Genomic DNA, 15080 nt, shown 5'->3' with positions numbered 1-15080 from the left:
AGAAATAGAATGGCGAACCTTAAACTCACCGACATCGCAAAGGTCTACGGCGGCAAGGTTGAAGTGCTCAAGCATATCAATCTCGACATCAAGCAAGGCGAGTTGATCGTGTTCGTGGGGCCCTCGGGCTGTGGCAAGTCGACGTTGCTGCGCATGATCGCGGGCTTGGAGAAGATTTCGGAGGGCAAGCTGGAGATCGACGGGCAGGTGGTCAACGACGTGCCGCCCGCTCAGCGCGGCATCGCGATGGTTTTTCAATCCTATGCGCTTTACCCGCATATGACCGTGCGCGATAACATGGCCTTCTCGCTCAAAATCGCCAAGAAATCGAAGAGCGAAATCGACACGGCCGTCAATAAGGCGGCGAAAATCCTGCAGCTCGAGGACTATCTCGATCGCCTGCCAAAGGCATTGTCGGGTGGTCAACGTCAACGGGTTGCAATCGGGCGGGCCATTGTGCGCGACCCGAAGGTCTATCTGTTTGACGAACCACTTTCCAACCTCGATGCGGCGCTTCGCGTGGCGACCCGTCTGGAAATTGCCCAGCTCAAAGAGTCGATGCCCGAAAGCACGATGATCTATGTGACCCACGATCAGGTTGAAGCCATGACACTGGCTGATCGCATCGTCGTTCTTGCCAACAAAGGCATCGCTCAGGTGGGCAGCCCGCTCGACCTGTATGAAAAGCCTGACAATGAATTCGTGGCGCAGTTCATCGGCTCACCATCGATGAACCTGATCCCCGGCGAAATCATCGCCACCGGCGCACAGACACGTGTGAAGCTGGACGGTGAGGGCGAAGCAATCAGTGCGATCCCCACCACAGATGCCGATATGGGGAAACAGGTGAATGTTGGCGTTCGCCCCGAAGACCTGACAATTGCTGCGGCGGGCGAGCCTGCGATCATTGACGGCACCGTCAACATCATTGAAGCGCTTGGTGAAGTCACGTTGCTCTACTTCATGCCCGAGCGCGGGCAAGACCCGATTACGGCCAAGCTGCACGGGATCCATTCAGGCATCCGTGGCACGACAATCCGTTTGTCCGCGGACCCCACAAAGGTGCACCTCTTCTATGAAGGGCTGTCGATGCGCCCCAAAGATTAGGGGCAGCGCGATCAGCGTTGACTGTGCAGTGCCGATTTGAAGGCCGGCGCTGCACACCGCTCTTGCAGCCGCGACAACGCAGCGCGCGTGACCAGGGTTTCGTGGCGCAGTGACGGCTGATAGGACTTTGTGACAAGCCGAAAGCCAGGTGTTTCATGTCAAATCCGCCGCGCCAACCCATTCCGCCCAAACCATTCTCCGCGCCACCACGCGGCCTGTGGCGTGCCACGCCGCCGGCGATTTTCCCACCTCTTCTCGGCCTGTTCGGCATCGGACTTGCCTGGCGTCAGGCGACCGTTGTTTTGGGCGCGCCTGCATTCATTGGTGACATGTTCCTCGGGGCCGTTTCGCTTCTCTATTTGTTTGCGGTCTTCGCCTATCTGGCAAAGGTTGTTCGCCGCCTGGCAACTTTGCCAGAGGACCTGCGCATACTGCCCGGGCGTGCGGGTCTACCCGCTGCAAGCGCTGCAGGGATGCTCTTTGCCGCGGTTCTGGTTCCATATGCGACAATGGCTGCGCAATCCGTGCTCGTGCTGGCACTGTGTGCGCATGCTTTGATTGCGTTGCTCATCATCCGTGCTCTCCTGATCGGTCCGGTCGAGCAGCGGCGTGTGACCCCTGCGTGGCACCTGTCCTTCGTCGGATTTATTATCGCGCCACTTGCGGCGGTGCCGTTGGGGTGGGTGGAGCTTTCACAGGTGATTTTCGTCACCACGCTGCCAGTTGCGGTCGCGGTATGGATCATATCGGCCTTTCAGTTTTCGCGCGCCGATGTTCCCGTGCCGTTGCGACCGCTCCTTGCCATTCATCTCGCCCCTGTATGCCTCTTCGGGATTGTGTCCGCACTCTTGGGCTATGGGGCATTGTCAATTGCGTTTGGAGGATTGGGCATCATCGTCATGGCGGTCATGTTGATGGCGGTCCGGTATCTCACTGCTGGCGATTTCTCGGCATTGTGGGGGGCGTTCACCTTCCCGATGGCGGCTTTCGCGAACCTGATGTTTGCAGCGGCGTTTTACAAAGTCACACCGTTTGCCGTGCTCGGTGGGATTGAATTGGCGCTCGCGACACTTGCGGTCTGTGTCATTGCGTTTCGCGTGATGAAGCTATGGGCGAATGGAAAATTGGCGAAATCCACCAATGCATCGACCGTTTGATCGCTAAACCTAGGGGGCACACGCCCTGTGCACCACAAATGGTCTTTCCAACTGCAGGGTTTCGTGAAATAGGGACGTGCCAAACCGTATCATCCAAGGAGACCCCCGATGGAGATTCGCGAGGCATTGACCTTCGACGACGTATTGCTTGTTCCCGCGGCATCCGATGTGATGCCGTCCACTGCGGATACGACCACTTGGGTCACCAAATCCATTAAGCTCAACATCCCGCTTATGTCCTCGGCCATGGACACGGTGACCGAGGCGCGGATGGCGATAGCCATGGCGCAAATGGGTGGTGTGGGCGTCATTCACCGCAATCTCAGCGTCGAAGAACAAACCCGCGAAGTGCGGCGGGTGAAGCGGTTCGAAAGCGGTATCGTTTACAACCCGATCACTCTGACAGCCGATCAAACGATTGCGGACGCAAAGGAATTGGCCGAGCGCTACAATTTCACCGGCTTCCCTGTCGTGGATGAAAACCGCCATCTCGTCGGGATCGTGACCAACCGCGATATGCGGTTTGCGTCTTCGGACAAGCAACCGGTCTCCCAAGTCATGACGACAAACGATCTGGCAATTCTGCAGGAGCCTGCCGACCGTGGCGAGGCGATCTCGCTCATGAAAGCGCGCCGGATCGAGAAACTGCTGGTCACGGACGCCAAAGGCCATCTGACAGGGCTTTTGACGCTCAAGGATATGGAGCAGGCGGTTCTCAACCCCTCTGCGTGCAAGGATGAGTTGGGGCGTCTGCGTGTCGCGGCGGCGACAACCGTGGGCGATGCAGGGTTCGAGCGCTCAGAAGCGCTCGTCGATGCGGGGTGTGACCTCATCGTGATCGACACGGCGCACGGCCATTCAAAGGGCGTTGGTGAAGCCGTTGAGCGGGCCAAGAAGGCATTCGGTGACAAGGTTCAGATCATTGCGGGCAACGTTGCCACCGGTGAAGCAACCAAGGCGCTCATCGGAGCCGGTGCGGATGCGGTCAAGGTCGGCATTGGCCCGGGGTCGATTTGCACCACGCGCATGGTCGCGGGTGTTGGCGTGCCCCAGCTGACCGCAATTTCGGACTGTGCAACTGCTGCCGGTGATGTGCCGGTTATTGCAGATGGCGGGATCAAGTTTTCCGGCGATTTCGCCAAGGCGATTGCGGCAGGTGCATCTGTCGCCATGGTCGGATCAATGATTGCGGGCACCGATGAAAGCCCGGGCGAGGTGATCCTCTATCAGGGCCGGTCCTACAAAGCCTATCGTGGCATGGGTAGCCTCGGTGCCATGGCGCGCGGGTCTGCGGACCGGTATTTCCAGAAAGACGCAGCCTCCGACAAACTCGTGCCCGAAGGCATCGAGGGGCAGGTGGCCTATAAGGGGTCGGCGGGTAACGTCATCCACCAATTGGTCGGCGGTTTGCGCGCGGCCATGGGATACACGGGCAACTCTACAGTCGCCAAAATGCGGTCGAGCTGTTCGTTCGTGAAAATCACCAATGCGGGTCTCAAAGAATCCCATGTGCACGATGTGCAGATCACGCGCGAGAGCCCGAACTACCGCGTCGGCTAGGTCGGGCCGTCTTTGAATTCGATCAGGTCCCATCGGGTGCCGTAGAGGTCTTCAAAGACCGCTACGGTTCCGTAGGGGGCCTCAGTCGGTTCGCGCACAAAGGTCACGCCTTTGTCTTTGTAGGCGTTGTAGTCGCGCCAGAAGTCGTCGGTTTGCAAGAATAGAAAAACCCGCCCGCCGGCCTGATTGCCAACGAAACCCTTTTGGTCGTCAGTGCTGGCCCGCGCGAGGAGCAAACCACCGGTGCCGTGGCCTTTGGGGCGAACAACGACCCACCGTTTGTCCTGCTCGGGTTGGGCGGTATCATCGACCAATTCAAAACCGAGAATCCCGACATAAAACGCGATGGCCTCGTCGTAGTCGCGTACCACCAATGCGGTCAGGGTCAGTCTTTGGTCCATGTCGTCCTCATCTGTGAATTGCGCAATCGTGACCGAGTTGGTAGGGCGGCGCAAGCGGTTGGCAACGCGCCGTGCTTGCGTGGTGAAACCGGATCGGTCAGGGTTTGAACACACTTCTTTTCACAAGGACGCCGCCACTATGACACCCGATGCCCGCTTGTCTTCGGCTATCGAAATCCTCGACGGAATCCGCACGGGTGAAAACGCCGAGCGCCTTTTGACAGGGTGGGCGCGGGCCAATCGGTACGCGGGTTCAAAGGACCGCGCGGCAATTCGCGATCACGTTTTCGACGCGCTCAGGTGCCTGCGGTCCTACGGATGGCTTGGTGGTGCGGGCGAAGGGACGGCAACGGGACGGCAATTGATTATTGGTGCCCTGCGGGCTGCGGGAATCGATCCACAAGAGAGGTTTACGGGCGCTGGGTATGCGCCTGCACCTCTGGCGGCGAATGAAGTAACGGACACCAAAATCGAAGACGCACCCCGCGCTGTGCGGATCGACTGCCCTGATTGGCTGTTGCCCCTGTTCGAGGACGCATTGGGCGGATCGGCGGATGCTGTTCTGGACAAATTCCGCCATCGGGCGCCGGTGTTTTTGCGGGTCAATAGACGCAAGGCAACACTCGGGCATGCCATCGAGAGCCTTCAAGCAGACCGGATCGAGGCGCGCCCGCATCCACTTTCGGAAAGCGCGCTAGAGGTGACGCAGGGTGCGCGGGCTGTTGCGCGCTCTCAGGCCTATCTGACAGGCTTGGTCGAACTTCAGGATGCCGCCAGTCAGGCGATTATCGACATGCTGCCCCTCGAAGCCGGTGATAGCGTCCTGGACTTTTGTGCCGGTGGCGGTGGTAAAGCGCTGGCGATGGGGGCGACCGCGGATGTTGAGCTGACGGCGCATGACATCGACCCAGCGCGTATGCAAGATATCGCACCGCGCGCCTCGCGGGCCGGTTTGAACGTCACGATTGCGCGGAGCGAAGACCTGCAACCTTCCTATGACTTCGTGTTGTGCGATGCGCCCTGTTCAGGGGCAGGGTCATGGGCGCGCGCGCCACAGGCCAAATGGTTGCTCACGCAAGAGCGTTTGGATGCGTTGGTCGAGTTGCAGTCCAGCATTCTGGACGAGGCCTGCGAGAAGGTCGGGGCAGGTGGGCATCTCGCCTACGCAACCTGTTCAGTGCTTGAGGCGGAAAACGCGGGTCAAACCGCGGCGTTTTTGGCCCGCCACAGGGAGTTCAAGTTGATCCGCGACCGCTTGGTCTCCCCACTTGAAGGCGGCGACGGGTTTTACATCGCTTTGTTCAGCCGGGACTGATGTCAGTCCTGGAGCGCGCGCATTAATAATACAACTTTACCGATAACATTCACATATATACTCTACCTAGGACAGTTCCGGCCCGCGTGTTTCACCACCGGCCGGGCGAACCAATTTCTTTGAGCGTCGAAATGCGCGCGAAATGGGGGATATGTGACGGACGTTGGAATGACAGTCGGACCCTTGGAACGTCAGGCAGTGCGCCTCAGGCCGCATGTGTCGATGATTGCTCTGGGCGGTATTGCCCTGTCAATTGCGGCACTGTTTTTGCCACAGAGTATCGCCTCGGTCGGCGTTTTCGTGACGGGAATGGTGTTCCTGTGGTGTGCGGTGCTGTTGCGCATTTTTGCCTATCGCCACGCGCGCGCGCAGGCGCGGCTGCGTCGTACGGTTGCGGGCTTTGTCGCCAGTGACGAAACGCCCGCGTTCACCACCGATCTCGACGGCATCGTGGGATATGAAAACGACGCAGCGGTGTCGCGATTTGGCGGGAGAGGCGGGAAACCTCTTTTGCGCGGGCTGGAAGAAATTATGGCGGCGCCGTCGGTTACGCTCGCGCAGATGCAATCGCGCGCTCAGGCGCGGGGGTTCGCGCGCGAAGACATTACGATGAACCGTGGCCATGCCCGTGTTTCCGTCCATCGGCTGGGAGAGGCCGCGTTTTTGTGGCGCATTGACGAAATCAGTGACAGTGCCATCGTCGGTCAGGCCGGAGAGATCGCGCTACCGATGCTCGTGCTGGGGCCTTCGGGCAGTGTGGTTTCCACCAATGATGCCCTGCGCAAACTGATCGGGCGTCGCGAGACATCGCTGGACCGGATCGTGCGTGATTTACCGCTGCGCAATGGCGAGGTTCATTCACTCACCGGTGGGGACGGGCCAGTGCTCGCCCGTGTGGCTGTGTTTGATTGTCAAAACGGGTGTAAAGAGGTCTTCTTTTCGTCTGTTGCGGCCCGATACTCGGGTGAGTGGGATGCATTTGATGCGCTTCCTGTTGCCCTGCTGCGCGTGTCGTCTAGTGGAGAAATCCGCCAATCAAACCGACCCGCACGTGACATTTTGGGCATTGATACCCACAAAGGAATGACGCTCGGCGATCTGGTTGAAGGATTGGGAAGACCGGTTCAGGACTGGGTGCGCGACATCGCCCTCGGCCGCCAGCGAAAACCGGAGTTCGTGCGCGCATCGCTTCCCAAATCCGACACCTTTCTCCAGATCACGCTCAACCGGATCGAGGGCGAAGATCTCGTCGCGGTCCTCACGGATGCAACCGAGCTGAAATCGCTCGAGGCGCAGTTCGTTCAAAGCCAAAAGATGCAGGCAATCGGCCAACTTGCGGGCGGCGTTGCGCATGACTTCAACAATCTTTTGACAGCAATTTCAGGGCATTGTGACCTGTTGTTGCTGCGCCATGACAAGAATGATCCGGAGTATTCCGACCTTGTCCAGATTCACCAGAATGCCAATCGCGCCGCGTCTTTGGTTGGGCAACTCCTCGCGTTTTCGCGCAAGCAAACTCTCAAGCCCGAGGTGATCGACCTTCGCGACACGCTGTCCGATCTGACGCATTTGTTGAACCGGCTTGTCGGCGAAAAAGTGACCTTATCGCTCGATCATGAGGCGGGATTGTTGCCCATTCGGGTCGATAAGCGCCAACTCGAACAGGTTATCATGAACCTTGTCGTCAATGCGCGTGATGCAATGCCGGCGGGCGGCGCGATCAAGGTCGAGACGCGCAACGAGGTGTTGACGTCCACCTTGACCCGCGACCGCGCCACAGTGCCGGAAGGTGAATATGTGACCGTGCGGGTGTCCGATCAGGGCATCGGTATATCGAGCGACAAGCTGCAGAAAGTGTTCGAGCCGTTCTATACGACCAAACGCACGGGTGAGGGGACCGGGCTTGGCCTGTCCACCGCCTACGGGATCATCAAACAGACCGGCGGGTTTATTTTCGTGGATTCAGTGGTCGGGGCGGGCACGGCGTTTACCATTTATCTTCCCGCTCACACGGCGACGGCCGAAGCTGCGGTCGAAGCGGAGGTGGCAAGCGTCTCTGCGGTTGTACAGAGTGATGCTGGAACGGGCGTCATTCTTTTGGTTGAAGACGAAGCCCCCGTGCGCGCCTTTGCATCGCGCGCTCTCAAATTGCGCGGGTACACTGTTTTGGAGGCCGATTGCGCCGAACATGCGTTGGAGACTCTGGATGATCCCAATCTTCATGTGGATATTATTGTGTCTGACGTGATCATGCCCGGCATGGATGGCCCGACCTGGGTCAGCAAAGCGCGCGAATCCCGCCCCGATGTGAAGGTCGTGTTCGTTTCAGGCTACGCAGAGGACCATTTTGGCGAGAAACAGGCCCGCATCCCGAACTCTGTCTTCCTGCCTAAACCGTTTTCCTTGTCTGAATTGACAGCAACCGTTCAGGCGCAATTCGGGTAACTCATCGGCGGTATCGCCAGTGGGGCAGTTTCAACCATGTTGATAACGCATCGTTAACCAAACCAAGCCCAGTATTCATTGTAGAGAAACTTGTTGAAATGTTCCTCTTTTGTGCTCATAAAGGTTAATGAGAACAAGAGGCGAACATGAGCAGCTGTTCGCAATCCGTTGCCGCCTCAGGCAGGGTATGGAATAAGGAAACAAAGCAATGAGCACAGGCGCAGCCAAGATGGCAATGAAAGACAACGACAAACAAAAAGCGCTCGATAGCGCGTTGGCTCAAATCGAACGGCAGTTCGGTAAAGGGTCGATCATGAAACTCGGTGCGGATAATCCCGCACAGGAGATTGAATCCACGTCCACGGGCTCCCTTGGTCTCGATATCGCGCTCGGTATTGGCGGCATCCCGAAGGGGCGGATCGTTGAAATCTACGGTCCTGAATCCTCGGGTAAAACGACGCTCACGCTTCACTGTGTGGCGGAGGAACAGAAAAAGGGCGGCGTCTGTGCCTTTGTGGACGCCGAGCACGCCCTCGATCCGATCTATGCGCGTCGGCTTGGTGTCGATCTCGATGAATTGCTGATTTCCCAGCCAGACACGGGTGAGCAGGCGTTGGAGATCGTCGACACGCTGGTTCGGTCCGGTGCTGTGAGCCTCGTGGTGGTCGACTCTGTCGCGGCTTTGACGCCGAAATCCGAGTTGGAAGGGGAGATGGGCGATAGTTCGGTAGGTGTTCAGGCCCGCCTGATGTCAAAAGCCATGCGTAAACTGACGGGTTCGATCAGCCGGTCGAAATGTACCGTGATCTTCATTAACCAGATCCGTATGAAAATCGGCGTCATGTTCGGGTCCCCTGAGACGACGACGGGCGGCAACGCGCTCAAGTTCTACTCCTCCGTGCGTCTCGACATTCGCCGCATCGGGTCGATCAAAGACCGCGATGAGGTCGTTGGGAGCGAGACCCGCGTGAAGGTGGTCAAAAACAAGGTCGCGCCACCGTTCAAACAGGTCGAGTTCGACATCATGTATGGCGAAGGCATTTCCAAGACCGGCGAGCTGATTGACCTCGGTGTGAAAGCCGGCGTCGTCGACAAGTCCGGCTCATGGTACTCCTATGGCGACGAGCGCATCGGACAAGGCCGTGAGAACGCGAAGAAGTATCTGAAAGAAAACACACAAATTTCTTTGGAAATCGAAGACAAAATCCGCGCCTCGCATGGGCTGGAATTCGATCTGGGCGATGATTTTGAAAGCTCGGACGTGATCGACGACGAATAGTCTACGTTTTCGGAAGCCAGATTTGAGGCCGGTGCTCGCGCGCCGGCCTTTTCTCATGCGCTGGCGATGGACAGGTCGATGTATGGGCGGTAAACCTTGCCGAACGCAATGAAACTGCCCGCAAGTGAGCCTCCCATATGCCCAGCGTGAACGACATCCGCTCTACCTTTCTATCCTATTTCGAACGCAACGGGCATACCGTCGTGCCATCCTCGCCTCTGGTGCCGCGCAACGACCCGACGTTGATGTTCACCAACTCCGGCATGGTTCAATTCAAAAACTGTTTCACCGGCGTTGAAAAACGGGACTACGTGCGCGCGACAACGGCGCAGAAATGTGTGCGCGCAGGCGGCAAACACAACGATCTCGACAATGTTGGCTATACGGCGCGCCACCACACGTTTTTCGAGATGCTCGGCAACTTTTCCTTTGGGGACTACTTCAAAGACGATGCGATCCCCTTCGCATGGGAGTTGATCACCGGCGAATACGGTATTCCGAAAGATAAACTCTACACGACCGTTTATCACACAGACGACGAAGCCTTTGAAATCTGGAAGAAAGTCGGCGTTCCCGAAGAGCGGATTATTCGTATCGCGACCTCTGACAACTTCTGGCAGATGGGCGATACGGGGCCTTGCGGTCCGTGCACGGAGATTTTCTACGACCACGGCGATCACATCTGGGGCGGCCCTCCTGGGAGCCCGGAAGAGGACGGCGACCGGTTCATCGAGATCTGGAACGTCGTGTTCATGCAAAACGAAAAGTTTGCAGACGGCTCGATGAGCGAACTCGATATGCAGTCGATCGACACCGGCATGGGATTGGAACGTATCGCAGCGCTTCTTCAGGGCAGCCACGACAATTACGACATCGACCTCATGAAGGCGCTGATCGAGGCATCGGCCCATGCCACATCCGTCGACCCCTATGGCGACAAAAACGTGCATCACCGTGTGATTGCGGACCATTTGCGCTCGACCTCCTTCCTGATTGCGGATGGTGTGATGCCCTCCAATGAAGGGCGCGGCTATGTCCTACGCCGGATCATGCGCCGTGCGATGCGTCACGCCCATCTTTTGGGGGCAAAAGATCCGGTCATGCATACGCTGGTTCCTGAACTCGTGCGCCAGATGGGCGATGCCTATCCGGAGTTGCGTCAAGGCCAGTCGATGATTGAAGAAACGCTGCGCCTCGAAGAAACGCGGTTCAAGCAAACTCTGGATCGGGGTTTGAAACTCCTCGATGAAGAACTCGACGGCATGGAAGAGGGCGCAAAGCTCCCCGGAGCGGCGGCATTCAAACTCTATGACACATTCGGTTTTCCCCTCGATTTGACCCAAGACGCGCTGCGCGAAAAAGGTCGTGAGGTCGATACCGAAGGCTTCGATGTCGCCATGGCCGAACAAAAGGCAAAGGCGCGCGCGGCATGGTCGGGGTCCGGCGAAACGGCTGATTCCACGGTGTGGTTCGACATTGCCGAAGAGTTTGGTGCGACCGAATTCCTAGGCTACGACACCGAAAAGGCTGAGGGCGAAATCATCGCCATCGTCAAAGACGGTGCGCGAGTGGAGCAGGCGAAGGCCGGTGAAACCGTCCAGGTCGTGGTCAACCAAACGCCGTTCTATGCCGAAAGCGGTGGACAGGTCGGCGATACCGGCGTGATCCGCGTAGACAAAAACATCGCCAAAGTAACTGATACGAAAAAGGTCGCGGGTGTTTTCATTCACTTCGCGCAAATCGCAGAGGGCGTTTTGCAAGTCGGCGAGCCTGCCGTTCTGGTTGTCGACCATCAGCGCCGCTCCGCCATCCGTTCGCACCACTCTGCGACGCATTTGCTGCACGAGGCCCTGCGCGAAACTTTAGGTGACCATGTCGCACAACGCGGGTCGCTCAATGCGCCGGATCGGCTTCGGTTCGATTTCAGCCATTCAAAAGCGTTGACGGAGGCAGAAATCGCAAAGGTCGAGACCGACGTGAATGACTTCATCCGGCAAAACACGCCGGTGGAGACGCGCATCATGACACCGGACGACGCCCGCGCGATCGGTGCGCAGGCTCTCTTTGGCGAAAAGTACGGCGATGAGGTCCGCGTGGTTTCCATGGGGCGCGCAGATACCGGCAAGGGCGCAGACAAAAACACCTATTCGATTGAACTCTGTGGTGGCACGCATGTGCGTCGCACGGGGGACATCGGCCTGTGTGTCGTCACGGGCGATAGCGCGTCCTCCGCGGGGGTGCGTCGCATCGAGGCGCTGACCGGTCAGGCCGCGATGGCCTACCTCGCCGAGGCCGCTGGCCGCGCATCCGATATTGCCGCCATGCTGAAAACGCCGGTCGGTGAAGTTGTGGATCGTGTCAAAGCACTGTCCGATGAGCGCAAAAAGCTTGAGCAGGAAGTCGCGACCCTGCGCCAACAGATTGCCATGGGCGGCGGCGGTGCGGGCGGCGCATCGGCGAAAGATGTCGGTGGCATTCCGTTCCTCGCACAGGCTTTGGAGGGCGTGTCGGGCAAAGACCTTCGTGGTCTAATCGATGCGCATAAGAACAACATCGGGTCCGGCGTTATCCTGTTGATCGCGGACGAGGACGGTAAGGTTGCCGTTGCTTGTGGCGTGACGGACGACCTGACGGCAAAGGTGTCGGCTGTTGATGTTCTTAAGGCCGCTGTGCCTGCCGTGGGTGGCAAAGGTGGCGGCGGTCGCCCGGATATGGCGCAGGGCGGGGGCAAGGACTTTGCCGGAGCCCAAGCCGCCATCGAAGCTGCAGAAACCCTTCTGAGAGGATAATAGAATGCCTGCACTCTGGATCGCGCATGTAACCGTTTCCGACCCTGAGGCCTACGGCAAATATGCCGAACTGGCCGGACCTGCGATCAAGGCACATGGCGGGGCCTTTATCGCGCGGGGCGCACGCTACGTGCAGCTCGAAGGTAAGGAGCGTCCCCGCAACGTCGTGGCGCGGTTCCCGACGCTCGAGGCGGCGGTTGAATGTTACAACTCGCCCGAATACCAAGCCGCGCTGGATTTCGCGCGCGGCGCCTCCGAGCGCGAATTGATGGTTGTCGAAATCGACGACTGATACGACGCATTTTGTGTTTTGGCGGTTCTGTGAGACCCTTTGCGCGCAATCGCAGGAGGGTGAAAGATGCAGCTTGGTTGTTTTTCCGTCAGTTTGGCCGTCAAGGATCTCGGCGCATCGATAGAGTTCTATCGTGCCTTGGGTTTTGACATGTTCCACGATCAATCCGCGCATGGCTGGTGCATGATGCGGCAGGGCGATACCAACATCGGCCTTTTTCAGGGGATGTTCGAGGGCAATATCCTGACCTTCAACCCCGGTTGGGCGCAGGATGGACAGCCTCTCGAAGGCGACTTTGTAGATATTCGCGACATTCAAAACCGGCTGATCGATGCCGGTGTGGAGATAAAAGACATGCTGGATGCATCCGGAACGGGTCCGGCCCATATCACGCTGGCTGACCCCGATGGCAACGCGGTGCTCATCGATCAACATGTCGCAAAACCCTAGCCGTCAGGGGTAGGGGTCTTTCGGGCTACGATCCGTGCTGAGCGTCGATGTTTGCTCCTGCACGAGCTCTTCGATGGCGTCAGCCAAATGCACTGTGCCAATGTGGCCATCACCCGCCTGTACGCGGATCAGATGCGCGCGGTGGAGCACGTCCGTATGCGTGTGCCCCTGCGGTGGAACGAAACGGTAGGCCGCCAATTCAATCAGCATGCCGACGGGATCCTTGAAATAGATCGAGTCCATGAACCCGCGGTCTTTGGGACCGGAGTGTTTGATCCCGCGCGCATCCAGTCGCTCAACGACGTGGTCGAAGGTGACTTTCGACACCTCGAACGCGAGGTGGTGCAGGTACCCTTGGCCCTGATTGATCTTTTTGCCGTCGGGTTTGCGATCCTCGGACGTGAATACCGTGATGAGGCGCCCGTCACCGGGATCGAAGTACAGGTGTCCCTGCGAGGCGTCGTCGAGATTGGGCTGATCAAAGACAAACGGCATCCCGAGCACGCCTTCCCAAAAATCGATTGTCGATTGTCGGTCCGCACCTGTGATGGTGATGTGGTGGACGCCTTGAGTTTGGATTTTGCGCATATTTTGCATCTCCCTTTAGAGCCATTCTAGCTCTAAATTTATCGATGCCCATCCTGCAACCATACAGGGTCAGTGTCCGCCACTGCTCAGCTTGCAGGCCGTTCACATTCCATACACGTATGAAGATAGCTTACCTTACGTCAAGTCATCGAATCCGGTAGTGCACGTTTCTTGCGGCTTTCCGCCTGTTAGCGAATGACAGAGTGGCGGGAAATGGCTTTTTGAATATTGCAAATTCTAGGCAGTTGATTGGTTAGCAATTGGAAACAATTGGGTTTCACCGCCTAAAAATGTGCACTTTGCGAAACGTAGACAAAGGCAGGTTAACCATGCGTCAATTGGGGCGCGGCGCATGGGGGTTTTTTCAAGTCGTGCGCTAGCGGACCGTCTGAGTGACGTCGGCGGGTGTATTTTTATGAGTGAGGAGTGAAGTTATGACTGACAAAAGCAATGCGAATGGCGGTGATGGTGGCCGCCAACCCGAAATGGACGAAACAGAAGGGAACACAGGCTCGCCTGTGGCTCAACTGCAAACCACAGCAGACGGTGACGATGAGCTGTGGACAATGGACGAGATGCAGGAGGCGCAACCCTGCGACATCATCGAAATCGACGATGATGTACTCGACCAACAAGCTGCTGAAGAAACGCTCGAAGATCCAGATGGTGGAACGGCGAGTCCGATGGGGTTTCCAGACGACGATACGGCCGCCGACGTCGATCCGCAGGCAACCTCGGGCGGCTACAATTATCCGCCGCCCTTCACACGGTACGAGGTTTTCAGCCCGTACACGCAGTTTCCCTATCGCACCATCGGCAAGCTGTTTTTCAAGCGGGGGGGGCGCAACTACGTTTGTTCTGCTAGCTCGATTGGCAACAACGCGATCTACTCCGCCGGACACTGCCTGCATGCGGGCGACAATAAATCGTCCGGCTGGTCAACGAATGTAGTCTTTGTGCCTGCGTACAAAGATGGCGTCGCGCCCTATGGCCAATGGCAGGCCAAGCAGCTCTTTGTGCGAACCCAGTGGTACAAGAACGGAATTTCCAAAGGGTTGGCACAGGACATGGGGGCCGCAGTTCTTCATAAGCGAAATGGCAAAAAGATCAGCCAAACCGTCGGTTGGTTGGGGTTTGCGTGGAATTGGTCGAGACATCAGAGTTGGGCGCAACACGGTTATCCGGCCGCATCTCCGTTTAACGGGCGTCGTCTGATCGCCAACTATTCGTCCTATGCCTACACCGGCTCGGTGGGTGCGTCACCTGCACCTACGGGTGTCGGGTCTGACCTGACCGGTGGGTCTTCCGGTGGTCCGTGGATCCTGAAATTCGGGACGTCGAACTACCTCAATGGCGTTAACTCCTACCGCCGGTCTTCCAAGCCGCAGGAGATGTATTCGCCCTATTTCAACAACAATGCGAAGTCACTTTTCGATCTTGTGAAGTCGAAAGAGTAGCGCAAAGCACCTATCTATGGTGAAACAAAGGGCACGGCCGATAGGGTCGTGCCCGGCTTTGAAGGGGAAATAGCCATGTGTGGGCAAAAGGATCACGACGAAGACGAAAACCGTGCAGCGCCGCGCAAGGGTGAGAAACTACGCCCCTGGACCCGTGAAGAAATGGAAGAGGCGATACCGTTGCCGTTGCCCGAAATTGGCGAGGATGAGGACAAAGAGGACGACGCGCAGGATTGAGCC

13 protein-coding genes are annotated in these 15080 nt (G+C 57.8%); 11 read left to right on the top strand and 2 right to left on the bottom strand.

Features of this window, described 5'->3' with window-relative positions; translation table 11 throughout:
- Positions 1-9: 9 nt before the first annotated feature.
- The 3 genes from ABD815_RS14635 to guaB all read left to right on the top strand — a co-directional run bounded on the left by ABD815_RS14635 (position 10) and on the right by guaB (position 3824).
- Complete coding sequence (locus ABD815_RS14635; RefSeq protein ID WP_344848347.1) at positions 10-1107, top strand: ABC transporter ATP-binding protein; 1098 nt, start codon at positions 10-12, stop codon at positions 1105-1107.
- A 155-nt stretch (positions 1108-1262) separates the two neighbouring features.
- Positions 1263-2264, top strand: coding sequence for a TDT family transporter (locus ABD815_RS14630; protein WP_344848344.1), 1002 nt, complete (start codon positions 1263-1265; stop codon positions 2262-2264).
- 108 nt (positions 2265-2372) lie between these two features.
- Entirely contained in the window at positions 2373-3824 is a 1452-nt protein-coding gene (guaB, locus tag ABD815_RS14625; protein ID WP_344848342.1) for an IMP dehydrogenase, read from the top strand.
- On the opposite strand, the gene ABD815_RS14620 is transcribed toward guaB, so the two are convergent.
- The gene (locus tag ABD815_RS14620; RefSeq protein WP_344848339.1) at positions 3821-4225 is read right to left on the bottom strand and encodes a VOC family protein; all 405 of its coding nucleotides are present in this window, start codon (positions 4223-4225) and stop codon (positions 3821-3823) included. The genes guaB and ABD815_RS14620 overlap by 4 nt on opposite strands.
- A 139-nt stretch (positions 4226-4364) precedes the next feature.
- On the opposite strand from ABD815_RS14620, the gene ABD815_RS14615 reads away from it, so the two are divergent.
- From ABD815_RS14615 to ABD815_RS14590, 6 genes are all read left to right on the top strand, one after another.
- Complete coding sequence (locus ABD815_RS14615) at positions 4365-5540, top strand: RsmB/NOP family class I SAM-dependent RNA methyltransferase (RefSeq protein ID WP_344848336.1); 1176 nt, start codon at positions 4365-4367, stop codon at positions 5538-5540.
- Positions 5541-5708: 168 nt separating this feature from the next.
- Complete coding sequence (locus ABD815_RS14610; RefSeq protein ID WP_344848333.1) at positions 5709-7985, top strand: ATP-binding protein; 2277 nt, start codon at positions 5709-5711, stop codon at positions 7983-7985.
- Between the two features lie 208 nt (positions 7986-8193).
- Positions 8194-9264: a recombinase RecA gene (gene recA / locus ABD815_RS14605; RefSeq protein WP_344848330.1), complete on the top strand. Its 1071-nt coding sequence runs from the start codon at positions 8194-8196 to the stop codon at positions 9262-9264.
- 137 nt (positions 9265-9401) lie between these two features.
- Positions 9402-12053 carry an alanine--tRNA ligase gene (alaS, locus tag ABD815_RS14600; RefSeq protein WP_344848327.1) on the top strand — a complete coding sequence of 884 codons (2652 nt, stop codon included), beginning with the start codon at positions 9402-9404 and terminating at the stop codon, positions 12051-12053.
- 4 nt (positions 12054-12057) lie between these two features.
- Positions 12058-12345, top strand: a complete 288-nt coding sequence (locus ABD815_RS14595) for a DUF1330 domain-containing protein (protein ID WP_344848325.1) — start codon at positions 12058-12060, stop codon at positions 12343-12345.
- 66 nt (positions 12346-12411) lie between these two features.
- The gene (locus ABD815_RS14590) at positions 12412-12795 is read left to right on the top strand and encodes a VOC family protein (protein WP_344848323.1); all 384 of its coding nucleotides are present in this window, start codon (positions 12412-12414) and stop codon (positions 12793-12795) included.
- A gap of 3 nt (positions 12796-12798) precedes the next feature.
- On the opposite strand, the gene ABD815_RS14585 is transcribed toward ABD815_RS14590, so the two are convergent.
- Complete coding sequence (locus ABD815_RS14585; protein WP_344848321.1) at positions 12799-13383, bottom strand: VOC family protein; 585 nt, start codon at positions 13381-13383, stop codon at positions 12799-12801.
- A gap of 434 nt (positions 13384-13817) precedes the next feature.
- Between ABD815_RS14585 and ABD815_RS14580 the strand changes: the two genes are divergently transcribed.
- Together ABD815_RS14580 and ABD815_RS14575 are read left to right on the top strand one after the other, a co-directional pair.
- Positions 13818-14840, top strand: a complete 1023-nt coding sequence (locus ABD815_RS14580; protein ID WP_344848318.1) for a trypsin-like serine peptidase — start codon at positions 13818-13820, stop codon at positions 14838-14840.
- A gap of 75 nt (positions 14841-14915) precedes the next feature.
- On the top strand, positions 14916-15077 hold the full coding sequence (locus ABD815_RS14575; RefSeq protein ID WP_344848315.1) for a hypothetical protein: 162 nt from the start codon (positions 14916-14918) through the stop codon (positions 15075-15077).
- Positions 15078-15080: the final 3 nt, after the last annotated feature.

The sequence above is a fragment of the Celeribacter arenosi genome, assembly GCF_039539485.1.
Taxonomy (GTDB): Bacteria; Pseudomonadota; Alphaproteobacteria; order Rhodobacterales; family Rhodobacteraceae; genus Celeribacter; species Celeribacter arenosi.
The sequence above is the reverse complement of the archived record's forward strand: the minus strand, read 5'-3'. Positions and strand labels throughout refer to the sequence as shown.

Excerpts from the sequence above, each read along its gene's own strand:
- ABD815_RS14580 (WP_344848318.1), top strand. The coding sequence starts at position 13,818 with ATGACTGACAAAAGCAATGCGAATGGCGGTGATGGTGGCCGCCAACCC.
- ABD815_RS14615 (WP_344848336.1), top strand. The coding sequence starts at position 4,365 with ATGACACCCGATGCCCGCTTGTCTTCGGCTATCGAAATCCTCGACGGA.
- ABD815_RS14590 (WP_344848323.1), top strand. The coding sequence starts at position 12,412 with ATGCAGCTTGGTTGTTTTTCCGTCAGTTTGGCCGTCAAGGATCTCGGC.
- ABD815_RS14585 (WP_344848321.1), bottom strand. The coding sequence starts at position 13,383 with ATGCGCAAAATCCAAACTCAAGGCGTCCACCACATCACCATCACAGGT.
- ABD815_RS14630 (WP_344848344.1), top strand. The coding sequence starts at position 1,263 with ATGTCAAATCCGCCGCGCCAACCCATTCCGCCCAAACCATTCTCCGCG.
- ABD815_RS14635 (WP_344848347.1), top strand. The coding sequence starts at position 10 with ATGGCGAACCTTAAACTCACCGACATCGCAAAGGTCTACGGCGGCAAG.
- alaS (WP_344848327.1), top strand. The coding sequence starts at position 9,402 with ATGCCCAGCGTGAACGACATCCGCTCTACCTTTCTATCCTATTTCGAA.
- guaB (WP_344848342.1), top strand. The coding sequence starts at position 2,373 with ATGGAGATTCGCGAGGCATTGACCTTCGACGACGTATTGCTTGTTCCC.
- ABD815_RS14610 (WP_344848333.1), top strand. The coding sequence starts at position 5,709 with ATGACAGTCGGACCCTTGGAACGTCAGGCAGTGCGCCTCAGGCCGCAT.
- ABD815_RS14595 (WP_344848325.1), top strand. The coding sequence starts at position 12,058 with ATGCCTGCACTCTGGATCGCGCATGTAACCGTTTCCGACCCTGAGGCC.
- recA (WP_344848330.1), top strand. The coding sequence starts at position 8,194 with ATGAGCACAGGCGCAGCCAAGATGGCAATGAAAGACAACGACAAACAA.
- ABD815_RS14620 (WP_344848339.1), bottom strand. The coding sequence starts at position 4,225 with ATGGACCAAAGACTGACCCTGACCGCATTGGTGGTACGCGACTACGAC.
- ABD815_RS14575 (WP_344848315.1), top strand. The coding sequence starts at position 14,916 with ATGTGTGGGCAAAAGGATCACGACGAAGACGAAAACCGTGCAGCGCCG.